Raw genomic sequence first — 23,720 nt, forward strand, 5'->3', positions numbered from 1 at the left:
TGCCTGGCCCTGCGCACGCGCCCTTGCCCGCTCCTGTTATCATGCGCACGTTTGCCCACGCAGAAAACTTACATGCTTGTGACCACCGAACCAACCACCGCGCAGCCATTCCTGCGCCAGATTATCCAGCCTTTCCTACGCGACCGCCTGATGCACCTGCTGCTGCTCGCCGCCATTGCTCTTTCCATCCTGTCGCCGCATCCGCTCACGGAGTATAAGAACTGGGTAGACTGGCACACCATCGCGACGCTCGCCGGCATGCTGTTGCTAACGACCGGCATCGAAGCCAGCGGCTACCTGGAACACCTGGGGCGGCTCATCATCAACAGGCTGCGGCAGGAGCGGGTGCTGGCAGTGTTCCTGGTGGCGGCATCCACGGTGTTGTCGACCGTACTGACCAACGATATCGCGCTCTTCATCGTGGTGCCGCTGACTGTCGGCCTGTCCGGCATCCGCGGCCTGCCTGTCGGACGCCTGGTGATCTTCGAAGCGCTGGCAGTCAACGCGGGTTCGCTGTTGACGCCGATCGGCAATCCCCAGAACATCCTGCTGTGGCAACGTTCGCACCTGTCCTTCGCTGAATTCACCTGGCAAATGGCGCCGCTTGCGCTGGCGGTTTTTGCCGTACTGCTGCTGGCGACCTGGTTCTGCTTCCCCAAACAGACCATCCATGCCGAGCTCAATGACGATCCCGCGGCCTACCATGTCGGCTTGCTCAGGACTTGCGGCATGCTTTATATCGCCTTCCTGATGACTGTGGAACTCGGGTATCCCGGATGGGGCCTGGCCGGCGTGGGGCTGGCTGTCCTGCTGTCCTGCCGCGGCATCATCGCCAAGGTTGACTGGAGCCTGATCGTTGTTTTCATCCTGATGTTCATCGATATCCGGTTGCTGTCACAGCAGCATTTCATCCAGGGCTGGATTGAATCTGTTCCCCATTTCTCCCGACTGGAACTGTTCCTGGCAGGCCTGCTCGGTTCCCAGGTGATCAGCAACGTCCCGGCAACCATCCTGCTGGTCCAGCATTCCGTCGACTACAAGGTCATCGCCTATGCCGTGAATGCAGGAGGCTTTGGGCTGGCGATCGGCTCGCTGGCCAATATCATCGCCCTGCGCATGGCGCCCGAACGCCGCCTGTGGCTGCGCTTCCACTTGTACTCCTTCCCCTTCCTTCTGCTGTCGGCGCTGATTGCATGGGGGCTCCTGCGTTAATTGGCAACTCCACCGATTAATACGCGGTGTTCTGCAAGATTCTTATTGCCTTTGCGTTCTCCAGGCACCCCCATCTTGCTTTATAGTCCACCGCGTTGCGGCCGGCTCCTTTCATTCCCTGCCCTGAAGGACGGGTTTCTCGGAGCAACTCTGATAAATGATGTAGATACACGGCTGGGTTCCCGGCGCCGGGTTCTCCGATGAGGTGACTCGGAAGGATGATAGAGGTGCGCAGCGAGGTAACACCAGTATCAGCAGGTATCTGCAAGCGCGGCGCCGGTGCACAGGCCATTGGTTGCCGCGGTATGCCATTTTCAGCGTATTAGCGCGGGAAAACGCTCAAGACCGTGCGCTCCCTCGAAAGTATCCTTGCGACGACATGTAGAACGATTCAAATCGTCCATGAAGTACAAGGAGACATACGTGAAGCACAGCAAGAAGTTGAAGTACAGCGTCCTGGTCGGATCAATCGTTGCCGCCTTCCCGGCGATCACCCTGGCACAGGCTGCGCAAGACAAGAACGTCCAGCGCGTCGTCGTGACGGGCTCGAACATCAAACGCGTGGACCAGGAAACCGCCTCCCCGGTCCAGGTCCTGTCGCGCCAGGAGATCGAACAAAGCGGCGCGCAGACCGTTGCTCAAATCCTCGACAACCTGACCAGCAATGACCGCGGCGCGATCAGCGACCTGGGTGGTACCAATTCCTGGGCGAGCGGCGCCACCGGCGTCTCCTTGCGCAACCTCGGCACAGGTGCGACCCTGGTCCTGCTTAATGGCCGCCGGCTCTCCTCCTACGGTTTTGCGGACGGGCTTCAATCGAACTTCGTCAACATCGATTCCATTCCAAGCGACGTCATTGAACGCGTCGAGATTCTCAAAGACGGCGCTTCCGCGATCTATGGCTCCGATGCAGTTGCCGGTGTCGTCAACATCATCACCCGCAAGAGTTACCGGGGCGTTGGCGTGAAAGCTTCGGCCCAGCAATCGCTGACGCGCTCCTTCCTCGATCGCGAACGCAAGGCTTCGATCATCGGCGGCACCGGGGACTTCGAGGAGGACGGCTATAACGCCTTCGCTCATCTCGAAGTCTATTCGCGCGGCAAATTCACCGATCGCCAGGTGCGCCCCTTGCTCCCCGACTGGTTCATCCGCATGAACCCGGACCGCGACGCGACTTCCACCGGCTCGATTCCCGGCAACTATGTCGGCCGCTACCCCGCCAATTACCACGATCCTGCCCTGGCCGGCAAATCGATCAATGTCGCGGCCCCTGGCTGCGCGCCGGAGAACCTGCGCGGCGGCCTGTGCTTCTATGACTATTGGCAGGACAGCCTGGCCCGTGCGCCTGCCGAGAGGGTAACCTTCCTGGGTTTGGGACGCCTCAAGCTTTCCGGCGATACGGTAGCCTACGGCGAACTGCAGCTTGCCAAGACGCGCAACAACTACAACACGGCGCCTCCGCGCAGCAATGTCACCGGTGTTCCCCTGTCCTGGTATGATTCGATCAGCGGCACGATGCAGTACTTTACCGATCCCAAACTGCCGGTCGGCCATCCGAACAACCCATATGACTTCCCCATTGGCCTGAATTACCGTTTCGCCGACGATCGCGACATGTTCAAGAACGTCGGATCATCGGAGCAGTTCCGCGCCCTCGCCGGCATCCAGGGCGCAAGCTTTGGCTGGGAGTGGGATGGTGCAATCGGCCATATGGGCTCCAAGGCCCGCCAGCGCCAGCACCTGTACCGCGATCGTTACGGCTACTACGATGCCATCGTCAGCGGCGCCTACAAATTCGGCCAGCAGAATGACCGCGCCCTGCTCGAAACCATGTTCCCTGAAATGGGTTCGCATGGCGAGTACCGCCAGACCTTCCTGGACTTCAAGGCGAACCGCGAGCTGTTCATGCTGGGCGGCGGTCCACTCCAGCTTGCGACCGGCGTCGACCTGCGCCACGAGTCCTTTGAGCATCAGAGCAGCGACAACGTCCTGGCCGCGCGCATCGTCCAGTTCAGCGGCGTGAAGATCAATGGATCGCGCAAGGTCGCGGCGGCCTTCCTGGAGCTTGGGGCGCCATTCACCAAGCAGCTGGAAGCGAGTTTTGCGGTCCGCGGCGACAAGGTGATCGACGGGGCCGGCGCGGTCGTGCCCAAGCTTGGCCTGCGCTATACCGTGAACGACATGCTGATGGTGCGCGGCACGGTGTCCAAGGGCTTCCGCGCGCCAAGCCTGCCGGAGACCGGCAACGGCGGCGCGTCCTGGTTCAACAACGGCTACAACGACCCCAAACGCTGCGCAGCCGCCACGGAGCTCAGGAACATCCTGAATACCGGCAACGCGGCCGACAAGAACCTGGCCCTGACCGCCTATGGCCTGGGCTGCTCGGTCAGCTTCCCGTCCGCGGTCACTCCAAATCCCGACCTGAAGCCAGAATATACCAACAGCTTCACGGCGGGCCTGGTGCTGCAGCCGATTCGCGCGCTCAGTTTTACGATCGACTACTACAACATCAAGCGCCGCGATGAAATCGCCGTCAAGAGCATCGACCAGACGCTCGCCAACGAAGATCGGCTGGCCGGGCTGGTGGAGCGCGACCCGCTGACGTCACAGGACCTGGACATCGCACGCCGTGCCTTCGAGCTGTCCGGCAGAACGGTCGGCTTCCCTGTGGGACCAATCAGGACCATCGCAGCCCAGTATGAAAACTACGGCAAGTCGCGCGTTTCCGGTATCGACCTTGATGCCAAGGCGCGCTGGAACCTTGGCGAAGCCGGTACCCTTAACCTCGGCCTGGAACTCAACCGCCAGTTCAAATACCAGAGCTGGGATAGCTTTGCCAAGACCTACACCGAGAACTATGTCGGTTATCGCGACAAACCTCGCACGCGCGCCGTCGCCAAGATGTCGTGGGAACGGGGCCCGCTTGTTGCAGGCCTGCGCGCGAATTATACGGACTCCACCAAGCTCGCCTGGGGCGTACTTGATACGACCAGCAGCATCGAGGGATGCGAGGACCGCGGCGTGAGCGCGGGCGAATGCCATATCGCTTCGGATACGACGGTCGACCTGTGGACCCGCTATACCTTCCAGCCTGGCACCACCGTATCGGCGAACGTATTCAACCTCTTCGACCGCAAGGCCCCCGTCAAGCTGTATCCGGGAAGTTCCCTGCCGCTGCGCTCGCGTACCTTGATGCTGACGGTTGAGCACAAGTTCTGAGGAAATTGAGAAACATGCTTCCAATCGAAAAGCTGAGCCTGACGGCGGCGGCCGCACTCCTGTCCTGCACAATGGCGCAGGCACAGGCACCGGCGGCCGATGCCGATCCTTATCTTTGGCTTGAAGAAGTCAGCTCGAAGCGGGCGCTGGACTGGGTCAAGCAGTGGAATAGCCTCACCACCAGCCAGCTGGACGGACTGCCGGGCATCCAGCAGACCACCAATGCAATCCGCGAAGTCGTCGACTCGCGCGAGCGGATTCCTTTCGTCGAGAAACAAGGCCAGTACCTCTACAACTTCTGGAAAGACGCCGAGCACCCGCGCGGCGTGCTGCGGCGTACCACGCTGGAACGCTACGGGACTGATGCGCCGCAGTGGGACGTGGTATTGGATCTCGACCGGCTGGCGCGGGATGAGAAGGAAAACTGGGTCTGGCATGGCATGGAGTGCCTCAAGCCGCACGCGGAGCGCTGCCTGTTCTCGCTGACCCGGGGCGGCGGGGACGCGCATGTTGTGCGCGAGTTCGACATGAGCAGCCTGCAGTTTGTCCCGCAGGGCTTCTACCTTCCCGAAGCGAAGAGCGACGTCAATTGGGTGAGCCGCGACCGCCTGTTCGTAGCGACCGACTTCGGCCCCGGCTCGCTCACCAGCTCAGGATATCCGCGCATCGTCAAGGAATGGAAACGGGGAACGCCATTGCAGGCTGCGAAGCTGGTGTTCGAGGGCAAGCTGGCCGACATCAGCGTGTCCGGGTACTCTGACCACTATCCGGGATTTAAGCGCGAGTTTGTCCTGCGCTACACCTCGTTTTTCACGAACGAACTGTACTTCCGCCATGCCGGGAAGCTGGTCAAGCTCGACAAGCCGAACAGCGCAACAGCCTTTACCTTCAAGGACCAGCTCCTGATCCGCCTGCGCGGAGACTGGAACGTCGGCAATCGCCAGTACCAGCAAGGCTCGCTCCTGTCGATCGACTTTTCCGGCTTCATGGCGGGCAAGCGCAACTTCACCATTCTGTACGAGCCAGAGGCCACCCGCTCGCTGCAATCGGTCACGACGACCAGGAGCGCGATCCTGCTGACAGAGCTGGTCAATGTGCGCAGCCAGGTGCAGGAGCTGCGCATGCAGAAAGGAAAATGGGAACGCCGGACGGTACCGACGCCGGCATTTGCCAGCGTCTCGATCTCATCGCTGGACTACCTGGATTCAGACCAGTACTTCATGGTGCAGAACGACTTTCTCACCCCCACTACGCTGCACCTGGCTCAGGTCGGTTCCGACGAACGGCGCCAACTGAAATCGCAGCCGGGCTTCTTCGATGCTTCGGGCCTCAAGGTGGAGCAGCACTTCGCCTCCGCCAGGGATGGCACGCGGATTCCGTATTTCGTCGTCATGCGCAAGGACCTCAAGTACGACGGCAGCAATCCGACGCTGCTGTACGGCTATGGCGGATTCGAGATATCGATGAAGCCCTCATACAATGCCACGGTCGGCCGCGCCTGGCTGGAAAAAGGCGGCGTGTACGTGCTCTCGAACATTCGCGGCGGTGGCGAGTTCGGGCCGCGCTGGCACGAAGCCGCGCTGAAGGAAAAGCGCCAGGTATCGTATGACGATTTCATCACAGTGGCCGAAGACCTGATTGCGCGGAAAGTCACGTCGCCGCAGCATCTCGGCATCATGGGCGGCAGCCTGGGCGGCATGCTGGTGTCCGTGGCAGCCTTGCAGCGCCCGGAGCTGTTCAATGCCGTCGTCAGCCAGGTGCCGCTGGCCGACATGAAGCGCTACCACCGCATGCTGGCAGGCGCCTCATGGATTGACGAGTATGGCGACCCGGACCGCCCTGAAGAATGGGACTACATCTCGCGCTACTCGCCCTACCACCTGCTCGACAGGAACCGGTCCTATCCGCCGGTATTTTTCACCAGTTCGACCAGGGACGATCGCGTGCATCCGGCCCATGCCCGCAAGATGGTCGCGCGCATGAAGGAACAAGGCCACCAGGTCCTGTATTGGGAGAACATGGATGGCGGCCATGGCGGCGCGGTCAACGGTGAACAGCAGGCCCGCCTCTACGGCATGGTCTACAGCTTCCTTTGGGACCGCTTGAAATAGGTATTTGCCGGCCGCGCGGGGACCACAGTCAAGTCCCCGTGCGGCCCGCCACGCGGCTGTATTCGGACGGGCTCATTCCCACCACCGATTTGAACTGGCGGCTGAAAGCGCTGTGGTCGGAATAGCCGCATTCGTGAGCGATGTCGGCGATCCTGGCGTCCGGCATTTTGTCGATGATGGCCCTGGCTGCCGAAAGCCTGCACTGAACCAGCATTTGCCGCGGCGAGTGATGAAAGACTTTCTGGAACAGGCGTTCAACCTGCGAGAGCGATAGCCCCGCCTGGTCGGCCAGCTCCTGGACGCACACGTTGCGCTGATAATTCTCGCGGATGTAGTCCGCGATATGGGCGATCTGGCGGAATGCGGGATTCACGTCGTCGGGCAAGCCGAGATCGCGTGACGTGCCGATCAAGCCGACAATCCTGCCCTTCGTGTCCTGCAAAGGCATCTTCCTGGTGATGCACCAACCGCGGCTGCGCCCCGGGTAGATGTGCAATTCAAGGTGCTTGTCGATGCAAGCGCCGCTGTCAATCACCTTGCGGTCCTGGGCAAAATAGGTTTCCGCCAAAGCCTGGGGAAACAGGTCCAGCGCGGTTTTTCCGATCACCTCTTCCTTGTCCCGCGCCCCGCAACGGCGCACCATCGTCCGGTTGATGCCGAAATAGCGCCCTTCCCTGTCCTTGACGAAAAAGGCAATGTCATTCAAAGCGTCGAACATGGTCAAGATGGCGTCGATATTAATCGCCTCCAGCTCGCCAAAGCATGCCTGACTGATCATCTCCATTCCTCCGCAGCACGAAAAATGTTCACTTTGCATTGGCTTGGCAAGGATGGCAACGCCACTGTTGCGCCCCGCGCCAGGACATGGCCGGACTATGCCGATTTCCGTGTGATCCCGATCGAAAACATGCAAATTGGAAGTCAGCAAAAACGTTGTAATCACAACGAAATTGCGACTTGCATGTGCTCCAGTGCGCACAAGTCGCACAACGTTGCATACACTGCAATTGTTCCATAACAACTCAAGCTTAGTTAATCGGGTACGAATACCAACTTACGAGGACTGATCGCATGAAAATACCTGGCACGCACAAGGCATCGGCATTCTGCCGCTCCCAATGCACCCATGCTGTATTGCTCGCACTTGGCTGCATGAGTTTGGACGCCGTCGCGCAAACCATGCCGCGCGTGGAAATCACCGGCTCCAGCATCAAGCGCATCGAGGGCGAGTCAGCACTGCCAGTTGAAGTCATCAAGCGCGAAGACATTGAAAAGACGGGCGTGACCACGGCTGCCGAATTGCTGCAAAAGATCTCCTCGAATGTGGGCGGCCTGACCGATGGCACCAGCGTCAGCGATGTCATGGGCGGCCAGCGCGGCTTTAACGGCGCCAACCTGCGTGGCCTGGGCGTCTCCAGCACGCTGGTGCTGCTGAATGGCCGGCGCATGGCCAACTTCGCCAGCCCTGGCGACAATTCCGGCGTCGACCTGAACAACATTCCCGCCGGCGCCATCCAGCGCGTGGAAGTGCTCAAGGACGGCGCATCGGCAATCTACGGCACCGATGCCATGGGCGGCGTGATCAACTTCATCACCCGCAAGGATTACCAGGGCGGCGATGCCAGCGTGTATGCGCTGCGTACGGACGAAGGTGGCGGCGGCAAAAGGTCGGCCTCGCTGTCCGGCGGCATCGGCGATCTGAGCACCGACCGCTATAACCTGTTCGGTGCGCTGGACGTACAGAAGACGAACCGCCTGGCCAGTTCGCAACGCAAGTTCATGCAGGAATACAGCCTGCCCGACCGCCTGTCGCCACAGCTATCGAGCTACTCCTTCCCAGCCAACGTCGACCTGACTCCCGCCCAGTTGGCAACCCTGAACCAATCGAGCTATCTGAAGGGCTCCGGCCCCGGCGGCACTTGGGTGCCGTCGCCTGGTCGCCGCGTCAATTTCGGCAAGGAGTCCTGTGTGGACGGCAGCCCGAACGTGGTGCGGCCGCTCGGTCCCGGCGGCACGGAAGGCTGTTCCTTCAACTACATGGGCGATTCGGAAGTCTATCCGGAATCGAAGAAGCGAAGCTTTATCGGTCGCGCCACCTTCCAGGTGACGGATGCCCACCAGGTGTTTGCTGAAGTCCTGCTGAGCAGGGCCGAGACCAGCTATGCTGCCTCGCCTGCCGTATCGAGCAGCATCAACGGCACGACCAGCGGCATCTTCCTGCCGGCCGACCTGCAAGCCAGGACCGGCATCACGGATCCGATCAATTTTCGCTTCCGGCTGTCGGACGCGGGCCGCCGCACCTCGGAAGTGACCAGCAAAGCGTCGCGCCTGGTGCTCGGTGCGACCGGCAAGGTGGGCGACTGGGATTACGATACGGCCTACAACCACAGCGTCAACAAGGCCACCGACCTGGATATCGATGGCTGGGTGTCGCACAGCAAGATGTTGGCCGGTATTGCCAGCGGCCAGTACAACCCCTTTTCCCCTGCCACGGATGACTCCGGCCGCAAGTTCATGGACTCGATCAAGATCCATGACGCGGCACGCATGTCCAAGGGCACCAGCGACAGCATCGATGGCAAGGTGAGCCGCCCCCTGATGGCGCTGGGCGGAGGCGATGCCGTGCTGGCCATCGGCGCTGAACTGCGGCGCGAAAAGACTTCGTTCACCTCCTCCGAAGCACTGCGCAGCAACGATGTGCAAGGTGACCGCGCCAGCTCGGACGAATTGCTGGCCGACTCGTCCAATTCGCGCCGGATCACCGGCATCTACGCGGAGATCGACGCGCCGTTCAGCAAGGAATGGGAAGGCCAGTTCGCCATCCGTCACGACCGCTACAAAGGCGTACATGATCCGCTGACCAATATCACCACGCCGGCACTGAACACCACCAACCCGAAAGTCGCAATCAGCTATCGCCCGAGCAAGGAAGTACTGGGGCGCGCCTCCTACGGCACAGGCTTCCGCGCACCTTCGATTTCCGAAATGTTCCTGCCCGTCCGTTCCGATACCACGGCAAGCTTCGTGAAAGACCCGATCTCGGGCGAAGTAGCCCAGTTCGACCTGGACCGCTACGGCAACCCGCAACTGAAGCCGGAAAAGTCCAGGCAGTTTTCGGTCGGCCTGGTACTGCAGCCGAACAAGAACTGGAATGGCAGCCTCGACTACTGGATCATCCGCAAGACCGACATCATTTCGGAAATCGGCGAACAGACCGTGTTCGACAATCCGGTCTACTACAACGATCCCAACATCGTGGTGCGTGATGAAGATGGTGTCGTGTCCTTCCTTCAGTTCAAGAAGGAAAATCGGGGCAAGCTCAACACAGCCGGTCTCGATATTGACCTTAACTGGCACGGCGAACCCACTTCAATGGGCCGCTTCAGCGCCAGCCTGAACGGCACGCTGATCACCAAGTACAAGTTCCAGTCCGATCCGCTCTCGCCGATGACGAATGGCCTGGGCGTCTTCCGCGACGACAAGGCTGTGCAGCGCTGGCGCCACAAGCTGAATATCGACTGGAGCCAGGGACCCTTCAGCCTGAGCCTGGGCAACACCTTCTTCTCCAGCTATCGCGACCAGAACATCGCCGGCCTGGCTGATCCGGGATGGAACGACCGTGACGTGAAAGCCTATTCGCTGTGGGACCTGACAGGCAGCTATGCCTTCAACAGCAAGCTCAAGCTGCGCGCCGGCGTGATCAATATGTTCGATACGCCGCCGCCATTCACCAACCAGTCGCGCTACTTCGAAGTGACCTGGGACCCAACCTATGGTGATCCGCGCGGCCGCTCGTTCTTTGCCAACCTGCAGTACAAGTTCTAGTGTGACGTCGTTAATTCAGCCTTCCGATTACCGACGCGTTTGAATGGAGAGCGATCACGACGCAGTATAAGATTTACATCATTGCACTGCGTCGTGCTCTGACATTCTTCGCGAAAGGATAAACCTTGAAACTACTGTCCTCCCCTCTGGCACGCCACTTCGCCGCCACCGCATTCTGCCTGTCTTCGTTTGCTATCGCCGCCCCCGCCTCCGCCGGACCTGACTGGGCAATCGATGTCGCTGGCGGAGAAGACCATCCCCTGATCCAGCGCTATAACAATTCCTGGATGATGGCGTACAAGAAAATCGGCTTTGACCAAACGACTTTCCCCGGCAAAATGGGCTTGGACAGCCATAATGCATTCCAGGCGCCGGTCACCGTGGAAGGCCAGATCACCCGCATGGTGTATTTCGCCCCGCTCGGCAAGTCGCCGCTGGAAGTACATCGCAACTATGAACAGGCCCTGAAGGCAGCGGGATTCAAAGCCATCGTCAGTTGCACGCCGCGCGACAAAGGCTGCGATAGCATGCGCTACGGTTTTGACGATCATTATGGCGCCATGAAGGAAGCCGACTTCCGTGCCAACCGCTCACGCCATCCGGAGAAATCCGCGCTGTATAACCAGATGTATTCCCTGGGCGGTTCGAACATGCTCGGTACCGATGACATCTATTTTACTTACGGCACCTTGTCAAAGGATGGGAACCTCGTCCACGTGATGGTGAATTCAGGAAAGGTATATCGCACCGACTTCACCACGACTTACATCGAAATCGCCGAACCCCAGGCGATGCAAGGCGGACAGGTGACTGTCAACGCCGATGCATTGAAGACAGCCTTGCAGTCGAGCGGCAAGATTGCCCTGTACGGCATCTACTTCGATACCGGCAAGGCAGAGATCAAAGCCGCGGAATCCAGGACCCAGCTGGACGAGATGGCGAAACTGTTGAAAAGCCAGCCTGCCCTCAAGGTCTACATCGTGGGCCACACGGACAACCAGGGCAATCTCGACGCCAACCAGCTGTTGTCACAGCAACGTGCACAAGCGGTTGTCTCCGCGCTGGCGAAGCAATACCAGATCCCTTCCACGCGCCTGGCGAGCAAAGGTGTCGCCAGCCTGGCCCCCGTCGCTTCCAACGGAGATGAAACTGGTCGGGCAAAGAATCGCCGGGTGGAATTGGTCCTTCAGTAGAAACGGGAATGCCCGCAAACTCTAATCTAGGTATGTGCCCTGAGCTAAATTAGGTGGCAGTACCGATTCCCGCACCTCTCCTCCAGTCCATGATCAGCAGGCCGTTGCCCCTCGCGGGCAGCGGGTTCGCTGTACAAACAGTAGCGTTTTGATAGGAGGCTGCCATGTGGATTGGATCGATCAGGCTGATTGTGCAAACAAAAAACGCAGCAAACGCCGGAACAGATAGCCTTGTTCAAGCCAGGATCTTGCGGGATGGCCACGAACTTCGCTTGCTCAATCTGGACTATCCGACGGAAGATGACCTGGAGGCCGCGGCCATCAGGAATTATGATTACATGGGGCCTACGAAACTGCCCCGGCGGAATGACAAGACACCGGAACTTCCACCGGGCGTAGGGCAGATACCCATGCCGTATCCGGGTTACGGCTTTGAATTCTCGAGCGGGATGAGCCGTCATTTGCAGATTCAGTTGCGCATTCGCGGGGAAGATATGTGGATCAAGGACAACGTCGACCTGTACGTCAGGTTTATCCGCCAACGCGCCACAAGCTTCGATACCTTGGCCTGGATCGAGGACCCGGACTGGACATACATCGCGAGCTGGGGTCGCGACGTCGCAATGAGCACGGACGCAAGAGAAGGCGTTACCACCTGGACCTTGAATTTGTCCTGATGCAGACAAGTGCACTGCGCCTGCAACGGCGAACTTCTTTGAGAAACGTATGGGAGAGAAATGATGCGCAAGATCGCCGTTGTAGGCAGTGGACAGGCCGGCCTGCCTCTGGCATTGGGCCTGTTGGCCAATGGCTTTGACGTCACCGTCGCGACCAACCGCACGCCCGACGACATTCGTAATGGCCGCGTCATGTCGAGCCAATGCATGTTCGATGCCTCACTGCAGATCGAACGGGACCTGGGCCTCAACCAATGGGAGGACGCATGCCCGACGGTGGACGGGATCGGACTGGCCGTTCCGAATCCCGATGCCCCACATGAAAAACTGATCGACTGGAGCGCCCGCCTGCAGCGTCCTGCGCAGGCCGTCGATCAGCGGATCAAGATGCCTGCCTGGCTGCAGCAGTTCGAAAGGCAAGGCGGCAGGCTGCTGATCGAAGACGTCGGCATTCCGGAACTGGAACGGCTCGCGAAGGAGAATGAACTGGTGATCGCGGCCGCGGGCAAAAGCGAAATCGTCAAGCTATTCGAACGTGATGCCATCCGATCCGCATTTGACAAACCGCAGCGCGCCCTGGCCCTCACCTACGTGAACGGTTTGCGACCAGCGCAGGAATATTCGCGCGTCGCATTCAATCTGATCCCGGGTGTCGGCGAGTATTTTGTCTTCCCTGCCCTGACCACCAGCGGCCCTTGCGACATCATGGTGTTCGAAGGCGTTCCCGGCGGCCCGATGGACTGCTGGCGCGATATAGCAACGCCCCAGGCCCACCTGGCGCAAAGCCTCGCCCTGCTGCGTACCTTCCTGCCCTGGGAAGCCGAACGTGCCGCGCATGTGGAGCTGACCGACGCAAACGGCATCCTGGCTGGCAGCTTTGCGCCCACCGTGCGCAGGCCAGTCGCCACCCTCCCGTCAGGGAAAATGGTCTTCGGCCTGGGCGATGCCGTCATGCTCAACGACCCGATCACCGGCCAGGGTTCGAATAACGCCACTAAGGCAGCGCGCATTTATCTCGACGCCATCCTTGCCCATGGCGACCAGCCCTACAGCCTCGAGTGGATGCAGCGGACTTTCGAACGCTTCTGGGTGTACGGCGAGCAGGTCGTTGCATGGACCAATTCGCTGCTCCGCCCGCCGCCGCCCCACGTGCTCAACATGCTGGGCGCGGCCGGCAATTGCCCTTCCCTTGCCAGCGCTGTCGCCAATGGCTTCAACAATCCGCCAGACTATTTCCCATGGTGGTTCGACGCCGAGGCCTGCGAACAGTTTGTCGCCCTTCACATGGCCAACGCTTCGCGCGCGGCAGCCTGATTGCGCGCCATGACGATCCACGCCGCGCCGTCGAACATCACCGACCGATCACCGGGTTGACGCGCGAACACGGCACGCAGCGCGGCCGAGGCGCTGGCGCGGATGCCGTCGGGCTGGTCAGCGAGCGCACGCGACAACGGGCCGACCTCGAGCGCCATCTTTACCGCGTCGTCGATCGCAGCGTCGCGCGTCTCGCCTTCGCCCAACGGGATGGAAGCGTCGAAGGGCATGATGGCAATATCGGTGAAGCCGGCTGCAGCCAGGATGCACGCCACGCGCTCCCGGTCGCCGAACGAGAATGGGCCAGGCGCTTCTGGATCGGGCTGCGCGGCCGGCGGAACGATGCCCTTGATCGCACCCATCGGCAGGCGCACCCAATCGTTCTCGGCCGCTCCGCGCCAGCACACGAAAGCGACCCGCCCACCCGGCCGGAGCGCGCGCCGCATATGGGCGAACGCACCTGCCGGATCATCGAAGAACATGACCCCGAAACGCGAGAACAGGATGTCGAACGCGCCCTCGGGCAGCTCGGCGCTGCAGGCATCGGCCAACTGGAAACGGACCGGCGCATCCGGCGGCGCCAGCGCGCGCGCCCAGCCGATCAGCGGTTCGGAAATGTCGACGCCCAGCACTTGCCCGCTCGCACCGACGCGGGCGGCCAGCGCCAGGCTCGAAGTGCCCGCGCCGCAGCCAACGTCCAGCACGCGCTCGCCCGGCGCAGGAGCCACGGCGTCGATGGCGGCCTGGCCGAACACCGCCACCATGGCGTCAAGCCTGGCCTGGTGGGCAACCCAGCGCTCCCCGCTTTGACCATTCCAGTCGGCGACCTGGTAGATATTCCTTTCTGCCATGTCAAATCCTCACGCCAGCAGCGATTGCTGGGCGAAGATGCCCGCCATCGCGCCTTGCGATGACGCCTGGGTGACCGAAGGAAGGAAAGGCGTGGCGAGGTCGCCCGCGGCGTAGATGCCGGGCACGCTCGTTTGGCGGCGCTCGTCGACCTTGAGGACGATGCCGGTGGGCGTATCCGCGGTGGCCAGGCCCAGTGTTTCGTGCAGGCTTGCGGACGGCTTGTTGCGCGGTTGGGCGAACAGGACGTCGACCGCGACATGACGGCCGGTATCGAGATCGACGGTGGCGATATGGCCATTGCGATGGGCGATCGCGGCGATCCGGCCGGCGACGACTGCTATGTTGCGGCCCGCCAGGTCGGCCTGGATATCGGCCGGAATGTCATGACCATCGGCGAAGACAGTCAACTTGTCGGTCCAATGCTGGAACAGCTTGACGGACTGGTGCGACTGCGGGCCTGTCCAGAGAACGCCCCAATGCCGGCCCGCGACTTCAAAACCGTCGCAATAGGGACACGGCACGATCGACGTGCCCCAGCTTTCGGCAAAGCCAGGTACATCAGGCATCTGGTCGGCGACGCCATAACTCAGGATCACGCGGCGCGCCGCAAAGGTTTCGCCATCGCCCGTGAGAACGGAGAAATGGTCGATGGCGCCGGAGACGCTGTCGGCCCGGGCATTGACCAGCCTGATCGCGGGATAACGCGCCAGCTGCTGCCGCGCCTCGGCCAGGATGTCCAGCGGCGGCTTGTGATCGTGGCCGAGCAGGCCATGCGAGTGGCCGGCGAAGCGATTGCGCGGCAGGCCGCTATCGAGAACGGTGACCGTGCGGCGGGCACGGCCAAGCTGCAGGGCGGCGGCGAGACCGGCAAAGCTGCCGCCGATGATGATGACGTCATTCATGATGATGGGCTCCGTTTGCAGATTTGAATACTACGTGGTATCCTAAATCCTGACTTTGAATACTGTCAAGTACTATAATTATCATGACTGAAAACAGCCAGGGCCGGCGTGGCCGGCCAGCGAACGAGGCGCTTGCCCAAACGATCGTCGACGCCGCGTACGAACTCTTTGTGGAATTGGGCTTTCAAGCAACGACCATGGACAAGGTCGCCCAGCGCGCAAAAATATCCAAGCTCAGCATCTATCGGCACTTCGAGAACAAAGAGGCGCTATTCAGCGCCGCCATCTCGGCCCGCTGCCATCAGTTTGCACCGCAAGCCCTTTTTGAAAGCATCGGCGGGTCGGCCGAGGACCAGCTCATGGCGGTCGGATCATCCCTGCTGCGCACGCTGATGAATCCGGAAGTCCGCGGTGTCGAAGCCATGATCATGGCCGACAAGACGAATCAAAAGTCGTTAAGCAAGCTCCATTACGAAGCCGGGGCCGCCCATGTCACCGCCCAAATCGAGGTCCTGTTGCGCCAATTGCAGGCGAAGGGGGCGATGAAGGTGCCAAATCCTCGCCAGTCCGCCCGCTTGTTCGCCGCGCTTGTCAAAGGAGCCGACCTGCTGGCGATCGCACGCTTCGATGAAGCGAAAGCAATGGACGCCAGCGAAATCGAATCCTATTGCCGGTCGGCCGTCGCCATGTTCCTCGCCGCACACGGTTCTGCGCTGCCCAATAAAGGAATTGCGAACGCTGCATAGTGCTTCTTGGCTAAGCCATGTTTCCCTGCCTGAAAACATCACACCATCTGGACTACTACCTTGCCCTTGGCGCGCCCTTGTTCGAGGTGCGCCAGCCCTTCCTTCGCGCTCGTGAACGGAAACACCTTGTCGATGACAGGCCGAATGTGCGACGACTCCAGCATTTCTCCGATCTTGCCAAGCTGGCGTCCATCAGGGCGAACGAACAAGAATGAGTACCGCGCGCTGCGCTTTTGCGCCAGCCGAATGATCTTGCGGCTCAAGAGACCGAAGACGAACTTCATCAGGAAGTTCATGCCGCGCGCACTTGCAAATGCGGCATCCGGCGGGCCAACGAGGGAGACCACGCTGCTGCCAGGCTTCACGATCTTCAAGGCATTCTCAAGCCCGTCGCCGCGCACCGTGCCCAACACGGCGTCATAGCCACTCAGAGTATTCTCAAATTCCTGCTTCTTGTAATCGACGACTTCATCCGCGCCGAGACTACGCACCAGATCGACATTTGCCGTGCTGGTCGTGGTGCCCACTTTCGCGCCAAGCTGCTTGGCCAGCTGGATGGCAAAGGAACCAATGCCGCCAGAACCTGCCGGGATAAATACCTTCTGCCCTGGCTTCAACTGGGCGCGCTCGTTGAGCGCCTGCCACGACGTGAGGCCAACCATCGGAATCGATGCTGCCTGCACAAAATCCAGGTTGGCAGGCTTATGTGCTGCAGCGCGCTCAGGCACCGCAGCATACTCTGCCAGGGAGCCTGTGCCGAGATCGAACACGCTGGCGAAGACGGCATCGCCGACCTTGAAGCGGTTGACGCGGCTGCCGACTTCGACCACCACCCCAGCCAGGTCGCTTCCCATCGTGGCGGGCAAATCAAACTTGAGGATGGGCTTGAACGATCCTTTCGGAATCATGTAATCGATAGGATTGAGGCCGGCGGCATGCACGTGGACCAGGATCTCATCGGGTTTGATGCTTGGCCGTGGGACATCGGCAAAGGCGAGCGAGTCAATGCCGCCATAACGTTTCAGGACAAGTGCTTTCATTTGGACCTTCCTTCTTTATAAAAATAATACGGGCGGTCCTGGAGACCGCAATCCTGCTGCATCAATATGATGAGCATCATATTTTTGCGCAAAAAAAGTCAATGCCTCATTCGGCGGCAGCCGCAAACTGCTTCATCGTGGCTTCACACAACGCTTTGGACAAACGCGGGTCATCGACAGCGCGCGCCATTACCGTAGTGCCGATCAGGGCGCACACCAGCGCCATCGCCTGCTCATGCGCCTTTGGCTGGCCCCAATCCGGCATCTGGCGCGCGAACACGTCGATCATTTCCTTGATATGAATCGTCGCGGCTCGCCTTACTTCGGGCGATTGCCGCGGCATCTCCGAGCCCAGCGCCGATACAGGGCACCCGGTCTCGATCGCAGCAATATGCTGCGGCGACAGATATGCCTGCATCATGGCCTGCACGGCTTGGCCAGGGGGTGCGGCAGCCGCCACCCGCGCAGCCAGGGCAACCGACTCGGTGCCGGCACGATCGGCGGCTTCGGCCAGCAAAGCATCGCGCGATTCAAAGTGCGCGTAAAAGCCCCCGTGCGTCAGTCCAGCCTCTTTCATGATGTCGGCCACGCCGGTACCGTCATACCCGCTGCGACGAATGGCGCGCGACGCCACCTCCACGATACGCTCGTGGGTGAGTTCCTTGCGGCTGACAGGCGGGCGCTTGCGGGATTTGGTCGGCATGATGGTCATCATATACGATTTCAGCTAGATGTGCACGCAGCACATGCTGCCCGCCGTCGCCAACAGCGGCCATGGTTCGGTTGCCAAAAGTTTAAACTGCGAAAACGCTGGCCAGCGCGAATCAACCCGCGCCACGCCAGCGTTAATGGAAACCGGTACGGCCGGTCCAGGCCAAGCATTCACAAGTTCGAATGCACGATCGTTGCTCCCGTCTTTTTGTCCCGGACTGTTACGCTGCGTGCGCCAAGCGGACGGCCATCTGCATACAAGGGCACGACCAGGGCCCAGTCAAGCGTCCCCGTTTCATCAACCCATTGATAATCGGCGTGCGCCCTGGGGTATGCTTCGGCCTCGCGCCTCGCAGGGCTGTCGACATAGAAGGTGCGGGGCGTATCGCCCTCGATCATAACTTCCCACATCCCGCCCTCGCGGGCAAAGACCTTGGGCGCGTACGCCGCAATGCGCTTGACCGACTCGACCCGTGCGGCACGCACTTCGCCCTTCGCAACGTCAAGCTTGATCGCCAGTACGGCAACCTGCTGTTGTCCGGTCGGTGCGGCGGCTGGCCTGGCGCTTTCGATGCGCGCAGAACTTCGAAGCTCCCTCGCGCGCTCAGGGTCCTGTTGTTGGGCTTGCGCCAGGCCGAGGCCTGCCCCGCACATGCCGATGGCAATCCAGATCTTGTTCATGATGTTCTCCTCTCAATCAAGGGTGCCAAGGCGGCGGAACCGTGTAGCTCCAGTGGGCTGGTGCAAATGCGGCAGGCTGGGTGATGGTCGGGGAACCGGACAAGCCATGATAGGCCGCCCGCATCACTGCCCAATCGGCCGGCCCGGCCTCCCACACTTCGTCGCCGGCGTTGCGCATGATCAGGTTATCCGTGATATTGCCCTGCGAGCGCCACCAGACCGATCCATCCCGGCTGGACGTCATGGATTGGCAATTGCGCCAGCCGGCATTGGCGCCGTCCCCGTTACAGGCTGCCTGCGAACTGTACATGACCGGCGGCTTCACGAAGTATCCGCCATCGCAGCAATATTCGTCCGGCAGGCCGAACAGGCCATGGCCGGTTTCATGGACGATCGTTCGATAGCTGGTCGGTTCTCCAGTCGCGCGCCCGCCACCGCCGCAGTCACGCAATTCATTGCGGTGGATGAGCACGATCTGGTCGGCGAATACGCCGTCCGTGTTGACCTGCCCCGGCCAGGTAACGATCGGGCAGCGGAACTGGCCGCCCGGTCCCGGCGCTTGTTCGACAACGGAACCGCTGGCTGTCATGTAGAAGTAGTTGTACAGGCCCCAGGCGTTGAAGTAGGCGCGGTTCTGCCAGTATCCGTTTTCAATCACATTGGCCAGGTCGTTGACGAAAGCCTGGCGGTTGGCCAGGACCGACATGTCTCCATAAGAGGTGTCCGGAACGAAGAGCACGTTGAAAGCGCGATCGCGGTCGCTTTGTACAACATACATTTCGAACACCGTACTGCCGGACGCAGGCGGGTCGTCATCATGGACGACCCGCGTAATCTGACATCCCATGAGTAGCGATGCTGCAAGCGCCGCGAGCATCGCTCCCGGCAGGTTCCGTAGTTTTAGAACGTATTGCCATGACATGATGAACTCCCTTGTTTTGTTGACCGAGGCGGGCAGCAACCGCGCTGGCGCCTTGCGATGAACTTTAGGGAAGTGCGGACCGGCACGGATTGGTACTGACACCCAAATTTAGATGGCCGCGACACCCAGATTTCGGCCCAGCGAGCGTGTTTGATCAATTTCATTAAACCCGGTGGAAATATTCATAATTGCCAAGGTATGCAGCCGCGCCGACAATTGCCATAAAGCAATTTTAATCGTTGGAAGGATGGCATGAAGAGTTACAAGATGCGGACGATCGCCCTGTCGGTCATCGCAGCGAGCATCGCCGCGGGCTGCGGCGGCGATTTGAAGACTACCGGGAATACGGCTGCACCAAACAACGCCAGCAATTCCCCGGCTTCAAATGACGCTGGCGGAACGTCCGGCACTGGCGGTGCGGGCAACATTGGCAGCACGCCCGGCGCCGGCAGCACACCCGGCACAGGCACCACACCCGCAAATGACAGCGCTGTGGCGCGCGTTTTCACCCATCCAGGCGCCCCGCTCACCCGTTCGGACCTCCTCACGCTGAAGTCCTACGTCGACCAGGGCCGGGAACCATGGAAGTCCGCCTACGACCAGCTGGCAAACGATGGCAAGGCCAAGCTCACCTATGGCATGGCCGGTCCTTACGCGACGGTCGGTCGCGCGCCGAACGTCAACCTGTGGGCATGGCGCAATGACATGGTCGCGATCTGGAATCTCTCGCGCATGTGGCATTTCACTGGCAACCAGGAATACGCAAAGAAGGCGCGCGAGATCCTCATGGCGTGGGCCACAACCCAGGTGGAGTTTTCCGGCCGCGAGTCGATGCTCGACCTGGGCGACTATGCCTACATGTTCGTTGGCGGCGCTGACATCCTGCGCGGCACGTGGCCGGGCTGGACCGAAGCCGATACTGCCACCGTGAAGAAGTACTTCAAGAATGTCCTGATGCCGGCATCGAACCCTTATGGCGAACATCAGTTTGGCGCCGCCAACAAGGGGGCGTTGGCCCTGGTCGCCCTCGGCTTGATGGCCATTTTCAACGACGATACGGCGGCGCTGGACAAGGTGGTCTACCAGGTACGCACTCTGGCCCACATCGGACTGCGCAATTCCAACGATATCGGCATGCTCGGCGACTCCCTGCGCGACCAGGGCCACTTCCACGGCCAGCTGAGATCGCTGACCATGCTGGCAGAGGCGCTCTGGAAGCAAGGCATCGACATCTATTCCGACCTGGACGACCGCCTCCTGGCAGCTGGTGAGTATTTCGCGCGGGTGAACGAGCTCGTGCCAACCACCGCACTGCCTTTCGGCACCACCGATGCCTATTACACTGCTGACGTGACCAACCGCGGATGGGACGGCTGGGGTGGCGGGAACATCGTACTCAATCAGATCCATGCCGCCTACGTCCTTCGCAAGGGCATGCAGGCGCCGTTTATCGAACAAAGGCGCCGCTGGATGCCGGTGGACGGCAACAGCTTCATGTTCTTGAAGGAGGCCGACGCCTCCATCGCGGCGCCTGCACCACAGCTCAACCAGCCGTCTGCCACCTCGCTTACAAGTGGGTTGAACGGCATCGATATCGGCGGCGCCGCCCCCGGCGGCAGCGCCAGCTATAGCGCCGGCAAATGGACCGTAACGGGCGCCGGTTCAGAGATCTGGGGCACAAACGACAGCTGCCACTTCGCGTACAAGGCGCTCGTCGGCGATGGCGCCATTATCGCCAAGGTTGAATCGGTCCAGAACACAGGTCCGTCTGCCAAGGCGGGCGTGATGATGCGCACAAGCCTTGACCAGGGCGCCCCGCGTGCGTGGATGGCCATCAGCAATCGCATCCAGGCCGAGCAGAACATGCAGAAGCTCACGGCATATGGCGGCAGCAACTACGCGAACAAGGCCCTTCCAATTGCGAACCCTGCGGCCTCGTACTGGGTGAAACTCGAGCGCATCGGCAATGTCATCACCGGTTACCTGTCTCCCGATGGGACCAACTGGGCTGCCACGGACGTCGGCCGCATCGACGGTCCCCTGCCGGACACGATCTATGCAGGCCTGGTGGTCTCTTCGACCGTCAACGGCACACCTAACAGCTCAGTGTTCAGCAACGTCCAGATCACTGGAGGCGACGGTAATGCGCCGGCCGTGATCCCGGCAGCGCCGAGCGCACTGCTTGCCGCGCCGGGCGATGGCGCCGTTCCGCTGCGCTGGCAGCGCTCATTCGGCGCCACGCGCTACCTGGTCAAGCGCGCCACATCCAGCGGCGGCCCCTACACAACCATCGCAACGGATGTCAAGGGCGCCAGCTACACCGACAGGTCGGTGGCCAACGGCATGACCTACTACTACACCGTCGCTGCCGCAAACTCCGCCGGCGTGAGCGCCAATTCTCCCGAGGACGCGGCTACGCCGCTTCGGTCGATGGTCAACGTCGCCAGCGGCGGCACCGCCAACGACAGTGCGAACAATGCCGACAACGCGAAGCGCGCCTTCGACCATAACTCCGCGACGCAATGGTTCTACAAAGGTGTGCAGGGATGGCTGCAGTATGACCTGGGACACACGGAGACGGTCCAGCGCTACACCATCATCAGTTCCAACGACCAGGTTGCGCGCGATCCGAAGGCCTGGGAGCTCTTGGCTTCCAACGACGGCGTGACCTGGCAAGCACTCGACGCACAAACCAACCAGGCGTTCGCCCGGCGCTTCGCGCCGAAGAGCTACTCGGTCTCGCGACCGGGCGCCTATCGCTACTACCGGCTCAACATCACAGCCAATAACGGCGACGCTACCTTTACCGACCTCGCCGAATTCGGACTGTTCGCGGCCAGGAAAAATTGAAAATCATCGACAGCATCGGGCGCACCTCCGGGAGGTGCAACCGATGCTATTCAAACTGCCAGTAATCGATGCCGAACGGAACGTGGCGACCATGGGCGTTTAATACGAGGTAGAGGTCCTGCGTGCCGGTCACGTTCTCCGCAGGGACTGTGACGCTGCGCCAGGCGGACAAGGTACCGGTTGCGGGCACCTCGATGGTTGCGATCAACCTGCCTTCCGGCGAACCGGCCCGTACTTCGATCTTCCCTCCCGGCGCCTCGCTCGCGACGCTGATCGTGAACGTCTTCGGCCCCTTGCGCCCGAAATCGACGCCTGCCACCTGCGTGAACGCGCGTGCAGCCACAGGGGCAATGTACACGCCGGTCTGCCGATCCTTGACGCTACGCACCCCCGGTGCCCAATCAAACGGCATGTCCCGGTCGCGTTTCAGGCGCGATTCCCAGGCCATCGTCTCGGCCTCCACGCGGCGATACGGCGACAAGGGCTCCACTTGCTGGACGCCCGTCTTGTTCCAGAACGGCAGCGTCGGGATCGTGCCATCAGGACGGTAGGAAAAGTCGGCCAGGTTAACAGACCGCCGTTCACGGTGTATCGGCGTTTCAGCCCAGTTCAAGCGGTAGTTGAGCCCAAAGACATAGGACTTCCCCTTGAAATCGATGATGCCAGGGTGGTTGCCGGTTGACAGAGGGCTCGGGTCCATGATCTGCCCCCGGTATTCCCACGGACCGGTCGGCGCATCGCTCATCGCATACCCCAGTCCCTCGGAACAGCAGCTCGAGGCATACGCGAGGTAGTATTTGCCGTTGCGCTTGTAGACCCAAGGGCCCTCCTGGTAGTTGCGTGGCTTGGCGTCGATACGTGCGATCTCGCCGGCATAAGACACCATGTCGCGATTCAGCTTGACGTATGACAGATGGGGGTTGCCCCAGTACAGGTAGGCCTGGCCATCGTCGTCGATCAGGACTGTCGGATCGAAGTTCCCTTCCCCGCGTCCGATCAACGGCCGGCCCAGTGGGTCCTTGAATGGACCGTAAGGACTGTCCGATACCGCCACCCCGATGACGTTGCCGGGCGATCCGGCGACCGTAACAGGAGCGTACAAGTAATACTTGCCGTTGCGCGCAACGACTTGCGGCGCCCATGCATCGTTGTGCTGATTCGCCCAGGGGAATATGGAAAGATCGGCTACCGTACCATGGTCAGTCCAGTTCACCATGTCCTTCGAGGTGTACAGCTTCCAATCGACCATCTTGAACTCGAGCGCGTCGTCTTCGTCGTGTGTCGTGTACAAGAACACGGTGTCGCCGACTACCAGCGGTGCCGGATCGGCAGTAAAGCTGGTCTGGATGATCGGATTGGCAGCGAAGGCGCAGTTGCTGGCGAAACCGGCCACCACAAAAGCCAGGAGCGCCGCACGGACATCGGGCAACGCGGGTCTACGAACCATTTCCTTGATGATCGGCAT

The 23,720-nt window shown here is 60.9% G+C and carries 17 protein-coding genes; 9 read left to right on the top strand and 8 right to left on the bottom strand.

From position 1 onward, the window contains the following. Nucleotides 1–72: 72 nt before the first annotated feature. The 3 genes from ACN9MW_RS17990 to ACN9MW_RS18000 all read left to right on the top strand — a co-directional run bounded on the left by ACN9MW_RS17990 (nucleotide 73) and on the right by ACN9MW_RS18000 (nucleotide 6,542). Nucleotides 73–1,212 carry an SLC13 family permease gene (locus ACN9MW_RS17990; protein WP_426161819.1) on the top strand — a complete coding sequence of 380 codons (1,140 nt, stop codon included), beginning with the start codon at nucleotides 73–75 and terminating at the stop codon, nucleotides 1,210–1,212. Between the two features lie 423 nt (nucleotides 1,213–1,635). After that, on the top strand, nucleotides 1,636–4,431 hold the full coding sequence (locus ACN9MW_RS17995) for a TonB-dependent receptor plug domain-containing protein (protein WP_426161821.1): 2,796 nt from the start codon (nucleotides 1,636–1,638) through the stop codon (nucleotides 4,429–4,431). Nucleotides 4,432–4,445: 14 nt separating this feature from the next. Next, nucleotides 4,446–6,542: a prolyl oligopeptidase family serine peptidase gene (locus ACN9MW_RS18000; RefSeq protein ID WP_426161822.1), complete on the top strand. Its 2,097-nt coding sequence runs from the start codon at nucleotides 4,446–4,448 to the stop codon at nucleotides 6,540–6,542. Nucleotides 6,543–6,570: 28 nt separating this feature from the next. On the opposite strand, the gene ACN9MW_RS18005 is transcribed toward ACN9MW_RS18000, so the two are convergent. Then, entirely contained in the window at nucleotides 6,571–7,326 is a 756-nt protein-coding gene (locus tag ACN9MW_RS18005) for a helix-turn-helix domain-containing protein (RefSeq protein WP_426161823.1), read from the bottom strand. Between the two features lie 368 nt (nucleotides 7,327–7,694). Here ACN9MW_RS18005 and ACN9MW_RS18010 point away from each other — a divergent pair, with 368 nt between their 5' ends. The 4 genes from ACN9MW_RS18010 (at nucleotide 7,695) to ACN9MW_RS18025 (ending at nucleotide 13,551) form a co-directional block, all read left to right on the top strand. Then, the gene (locus tag ACN9MW_RS18010) at nucleotides 7,695–10,367 is read left to right on the top strand and encodes a TonB-dependent receptor (RefSeq protein WP_426161824.1); all 2,673 of its coding nucleotides are present in this window, start codon (nucleotides 7,695–7,697) and stop codon (nucleotides 10,365–10,367) included. A 125-nt stretch (nucleotides 10,368–10,492) separates the two neighbouring features. Beyond that, entirely contained in the window at nucleotides 10,493–11,560 is a 1,068-nt protein-coding gene (locus ACN9MW_RS18015; RefSeq protein WP_426161825.1) for an OmpA family protein, read from the top strand. A gap of 164 nt (nucleotides 11,561–11,724) precedes the next feature. Continuing rightward, nucleotides 11,725–12,237, top strand: coding sequence for a hypothetical protein (locus ACN9MW_RS18020; RefSeq protein ID WP_426161826.1), 513 nt, complete (start codon nucleotides 11,725–11,727; stop codon nucleotides 12,235–12,237). A 63-nt stretch (nucleotides 12,238–12,300) separates the two neighbouring features. Continuing rightward, a complete protein-coding gene (locus ACN9MW_RS18025; RefSeq protein WP_426172231.1) occupies nucleotides 12,301–13,551 on the top strand; it encodes a styrene monooxygenase/indole monooxygenase family protein in 1,251 nt (416 codons plus the stop codon). On the opposite strand, the gene ACN9MW_RS18030 is transcribed toward ACN9MW_RS18025, so the two are convergent. Together ACN9MW_RS18030 and ACN9MW_RS18035 are read right to left on the bottom strand one after the other, a co-directional pair. Further along, nucleotides 13,518–14,402, bottom strand: coding sequence for a class I SAM-dependent methyltransferase (locus ACN9MW_RS18030; protein WP_426161827.1), 885 nt, complete (start codon nucleotides 14,400–14,402; stop codon nucleotides 13,518–13,520). The two genes, ACN9MW_RS18025 and ACN9MW_RS18030, sit on opposite strands and share 34 nt — an antisense overlap. Nucleotides 14,403–14,411: 9 nt before the next feature. Next, complete coding sequence (locus ACN9MW_RS18035) at nucleotides 14,412–15,305, bottom strand: NAD(P)/FAD-dependent oxidoreductase (protein ID WP_426161829.1); 894 nt, start codon at nucleotides 15,303–15,305, stop codon at nucleotides 14,412–14,414. 83 nt (nucleotides 15,306–15,388) lie between these two features. Here ACN9MW_RS18035 and ACN9MW_RS18040 point away from each other — a divergent pair, with 83 nt between their 5' ends. Continuing rightward, entirely contained in the window at nucleotides 15,389–16,051 is a 663-nt protein-coding gene (locus tag ACN9MW_RS18040) for a TetR/AcrR family transcriptional regulator (RefSeq protein ID WP_426161830.1), read from the top strand. Between the two features lie 38 nt (nucleotides 16,052–16,089). Here the strand turns inward: ACN9MW_RS18040 and ACN9MW_RS18045 are convergent, their stop codons facing one another. The 4 genes from ACN9MW_RS18045 to ACN9MW_RS18060 form a co-directional block, all read right to left on the bottom strand. Further along, nucleotides 16,090–17,091, bottom strand: a complete 1,002-nt coding sequence (locus tag ACN9MW_RS18045) for an NADP-dependent oxidoreductase (RefSeq protein ID WP_426161832.1) — start codon at nucleotides 17,089–17,091, stop codon at nucleotides 16,090–16,092. 106 nt (nucleotides 17,092–17,197) lie between these two features. Next, a complete protein-coding gene (locus ACN9MW_RS18050; protein ID WP_426161833.1) occupies nucleotides 17,198–17,806 on the bottom strand; it encodes a TetR/AcrR family transcriptional regulator in 609 nt (202 codons plus the stop codon). 167 nt (nucleotides 17,807–17,973) lie between these two features. After that, entirely contained in the window at nucleotides 17,974–18,483 is a 510-nt protein-coding gene (locus ACN9MW_RS18055; RefSeq protein WP_426161834.1) for a hypothetical protein, read from the bottom strand. 16 nt (nucleotides 18,484–18,499) lie between these two features. Further along, nucleotides 18,500–19,261 (bottom strand): hypothetical protein, encoded by a 762-nt coding sequence (locus tag ACN9MW_RS18060; protein ID WP_426161835.1) that lies wholly within the window; start codon nucleotides 19,259–19,261, stop codon nucleotides 18,500–18,502. 396 nt (nucleotides 19,262–19,657) lie between these two features. On the opposite strand from ACN9MW_RS18060, the gene ACN9MW_RS18065 reads away from it, so the two are divergent. Further along, nucleotides 19,658–22,255 (top strand): discoidin domain-containing protein, encoded by a 2,598-nt coding sequence (locus ACN9MW_RS18065; RefSeq protein ID WP_426161836.1) that lies wholly within the window; start codon nucleotides 19,658–19,660, stop codon nucleotides 22,253–22,255. Between the two features lie 46 nt (nucleotides 22,256–22,301). Here the strand turns inward: ACN9MW_RS18065 and ACN9MW_RS18070 are convergent, their stop codons facing one another. Beyond that, on the bottom strand, nucleotides 22,302–23,702 hold the full coding sequence (locus tag ACN9MW_RS18070; RefSeq protein WP_426161837.1) for a glycoside hydrolase family 43 protein: 1,401 nt from the start codon (nucleotides 23,700–23,702) through the stop codon (nucleotides 22,302–22,304). Nucleotides 23,703–23,720 lie beyond the last annotated feature (18 nt).

Source organism: Pseudoduganella sp. R-34, assembly GCF_049904655.1.
Lineage (GTDB): Bacteria > Pseudomonadota > Gammaproteobacteria > Burkholderiales > Burkholderiaceae_D > Rugamonas.

Excerpts from the sequence above, each read along its gene's own strand:
- ACN9MW_RS18060 (WP_426161835.1), bottom strand. The coding sequence starts at position 19,261 with ATGTATGTTGTACAAAGCGACCGCGATCGCGCTTTCAACGTGCTCTTC.
- ACN9MW_RS18010 (WP_426161824.1), top strand. The coding sequence starts at position 7,695 with ATGAGTTTGGACGCCGTCGCGCAAACCATGCCGCGCGTGGAAATCACC.
- ACN9MW_RS18035 (WP_426161829.1), bottom strand. The coding sequence starts at position 15,305 with ATGAATGACGTCATCATCATCGGCGGCAGCTTTGCCGGTCTCGCCGCC.
- ACN9MW_RS18040 (WP_426161830.1), top strand. The coding sequence starts at position 15,389 with ATGACTGAAAACAGCCAGGGCCGGCGTGGCCGGCCAGCGAACGAGGCG.
- ACN9MW_RS18025 (WP_426172231.1), top strand. The coding sequence starts at position 12,301 with ATGCGCAAGATCGCCGTTGTAGGCAGTGGACAGGCCGGCCTGCCTCTG.
- ACN9MW_RS18030 (WP_426161827.1), bottom strand. The coding sequence starts at position 14,402 with ATGGCAGAAAGGAATATCTACCAGGTCGCCGACTGGAATGGTCAAAGC.
- ACN9MW_RS18020 (WP_426161826.1), top strand. The coding sequence starts at position 11,725 with ATGTGGATTGGATCGATCAGGCTGATTGTGCAAACAAAAAACGCAGCA.
- ACN9MW_RS18045 (WP_426161832.1), bottom strand. The coding sequence starts at position 17,091 with ATGAAAGCACTTGTCCTGAAACGTTATGGCGGCATTGACTCGCTCGCC.
- ACN9MW_RS17990 (WP_426161819.1), top strand. The coding sequence starts at position 73 with ATGCTTGTGACCACCGAACCAACCACCGCGCAGCCATTCCTGCGCCAG.
- ACN9MW_RS18000 (WP_426161822.1), top strand. The coding sequence starts at position 4,446 with ATGCTTCCAATCGAAAAGCTGAGCCTGACGGCGGCGGCCGCACTCCTG.
- ACN9MW_RS18005 (WP_426161823.1), bottom strand. The coding sequence starts at position 7,326 with ATGGAGATGATCAGTCAGGCATGCTTTGGCGAGCTGGAGGCGATTAAT.
- ACN9MW_RS18065 (WP_426161836.1), top strand. The coding sequence starts at position 19,658 with ATGAAGAGTTACAAGATGCGGACGATCGCCCTGTCGGTCATCGCAGCG.
- ACN9MW_RS18055 (WP_426161834.1), bottom strand. The coding sequence starts at position 18,483 with ATGAACAAGATCTGGATTGCCATCGGCATGTGCGGGGCAGGCCTCGGC.
- ACN9MW_RS18070 (WP_426161837.1), bottom strand. The coding sequence starts at position 23,702 with ATGGTTCGTAGACCCGCGTTGCCCGATGTCCGTGCGGCGCTCCTGGCT.
- ACN9MW_RS18050 (WP_426161833.1), bottom strand. The coding sequence starts at position 17,806 with ATGATGACCATCATGCCGACCAAATCCCGCAAGCGCCCGCCTGTCAGC.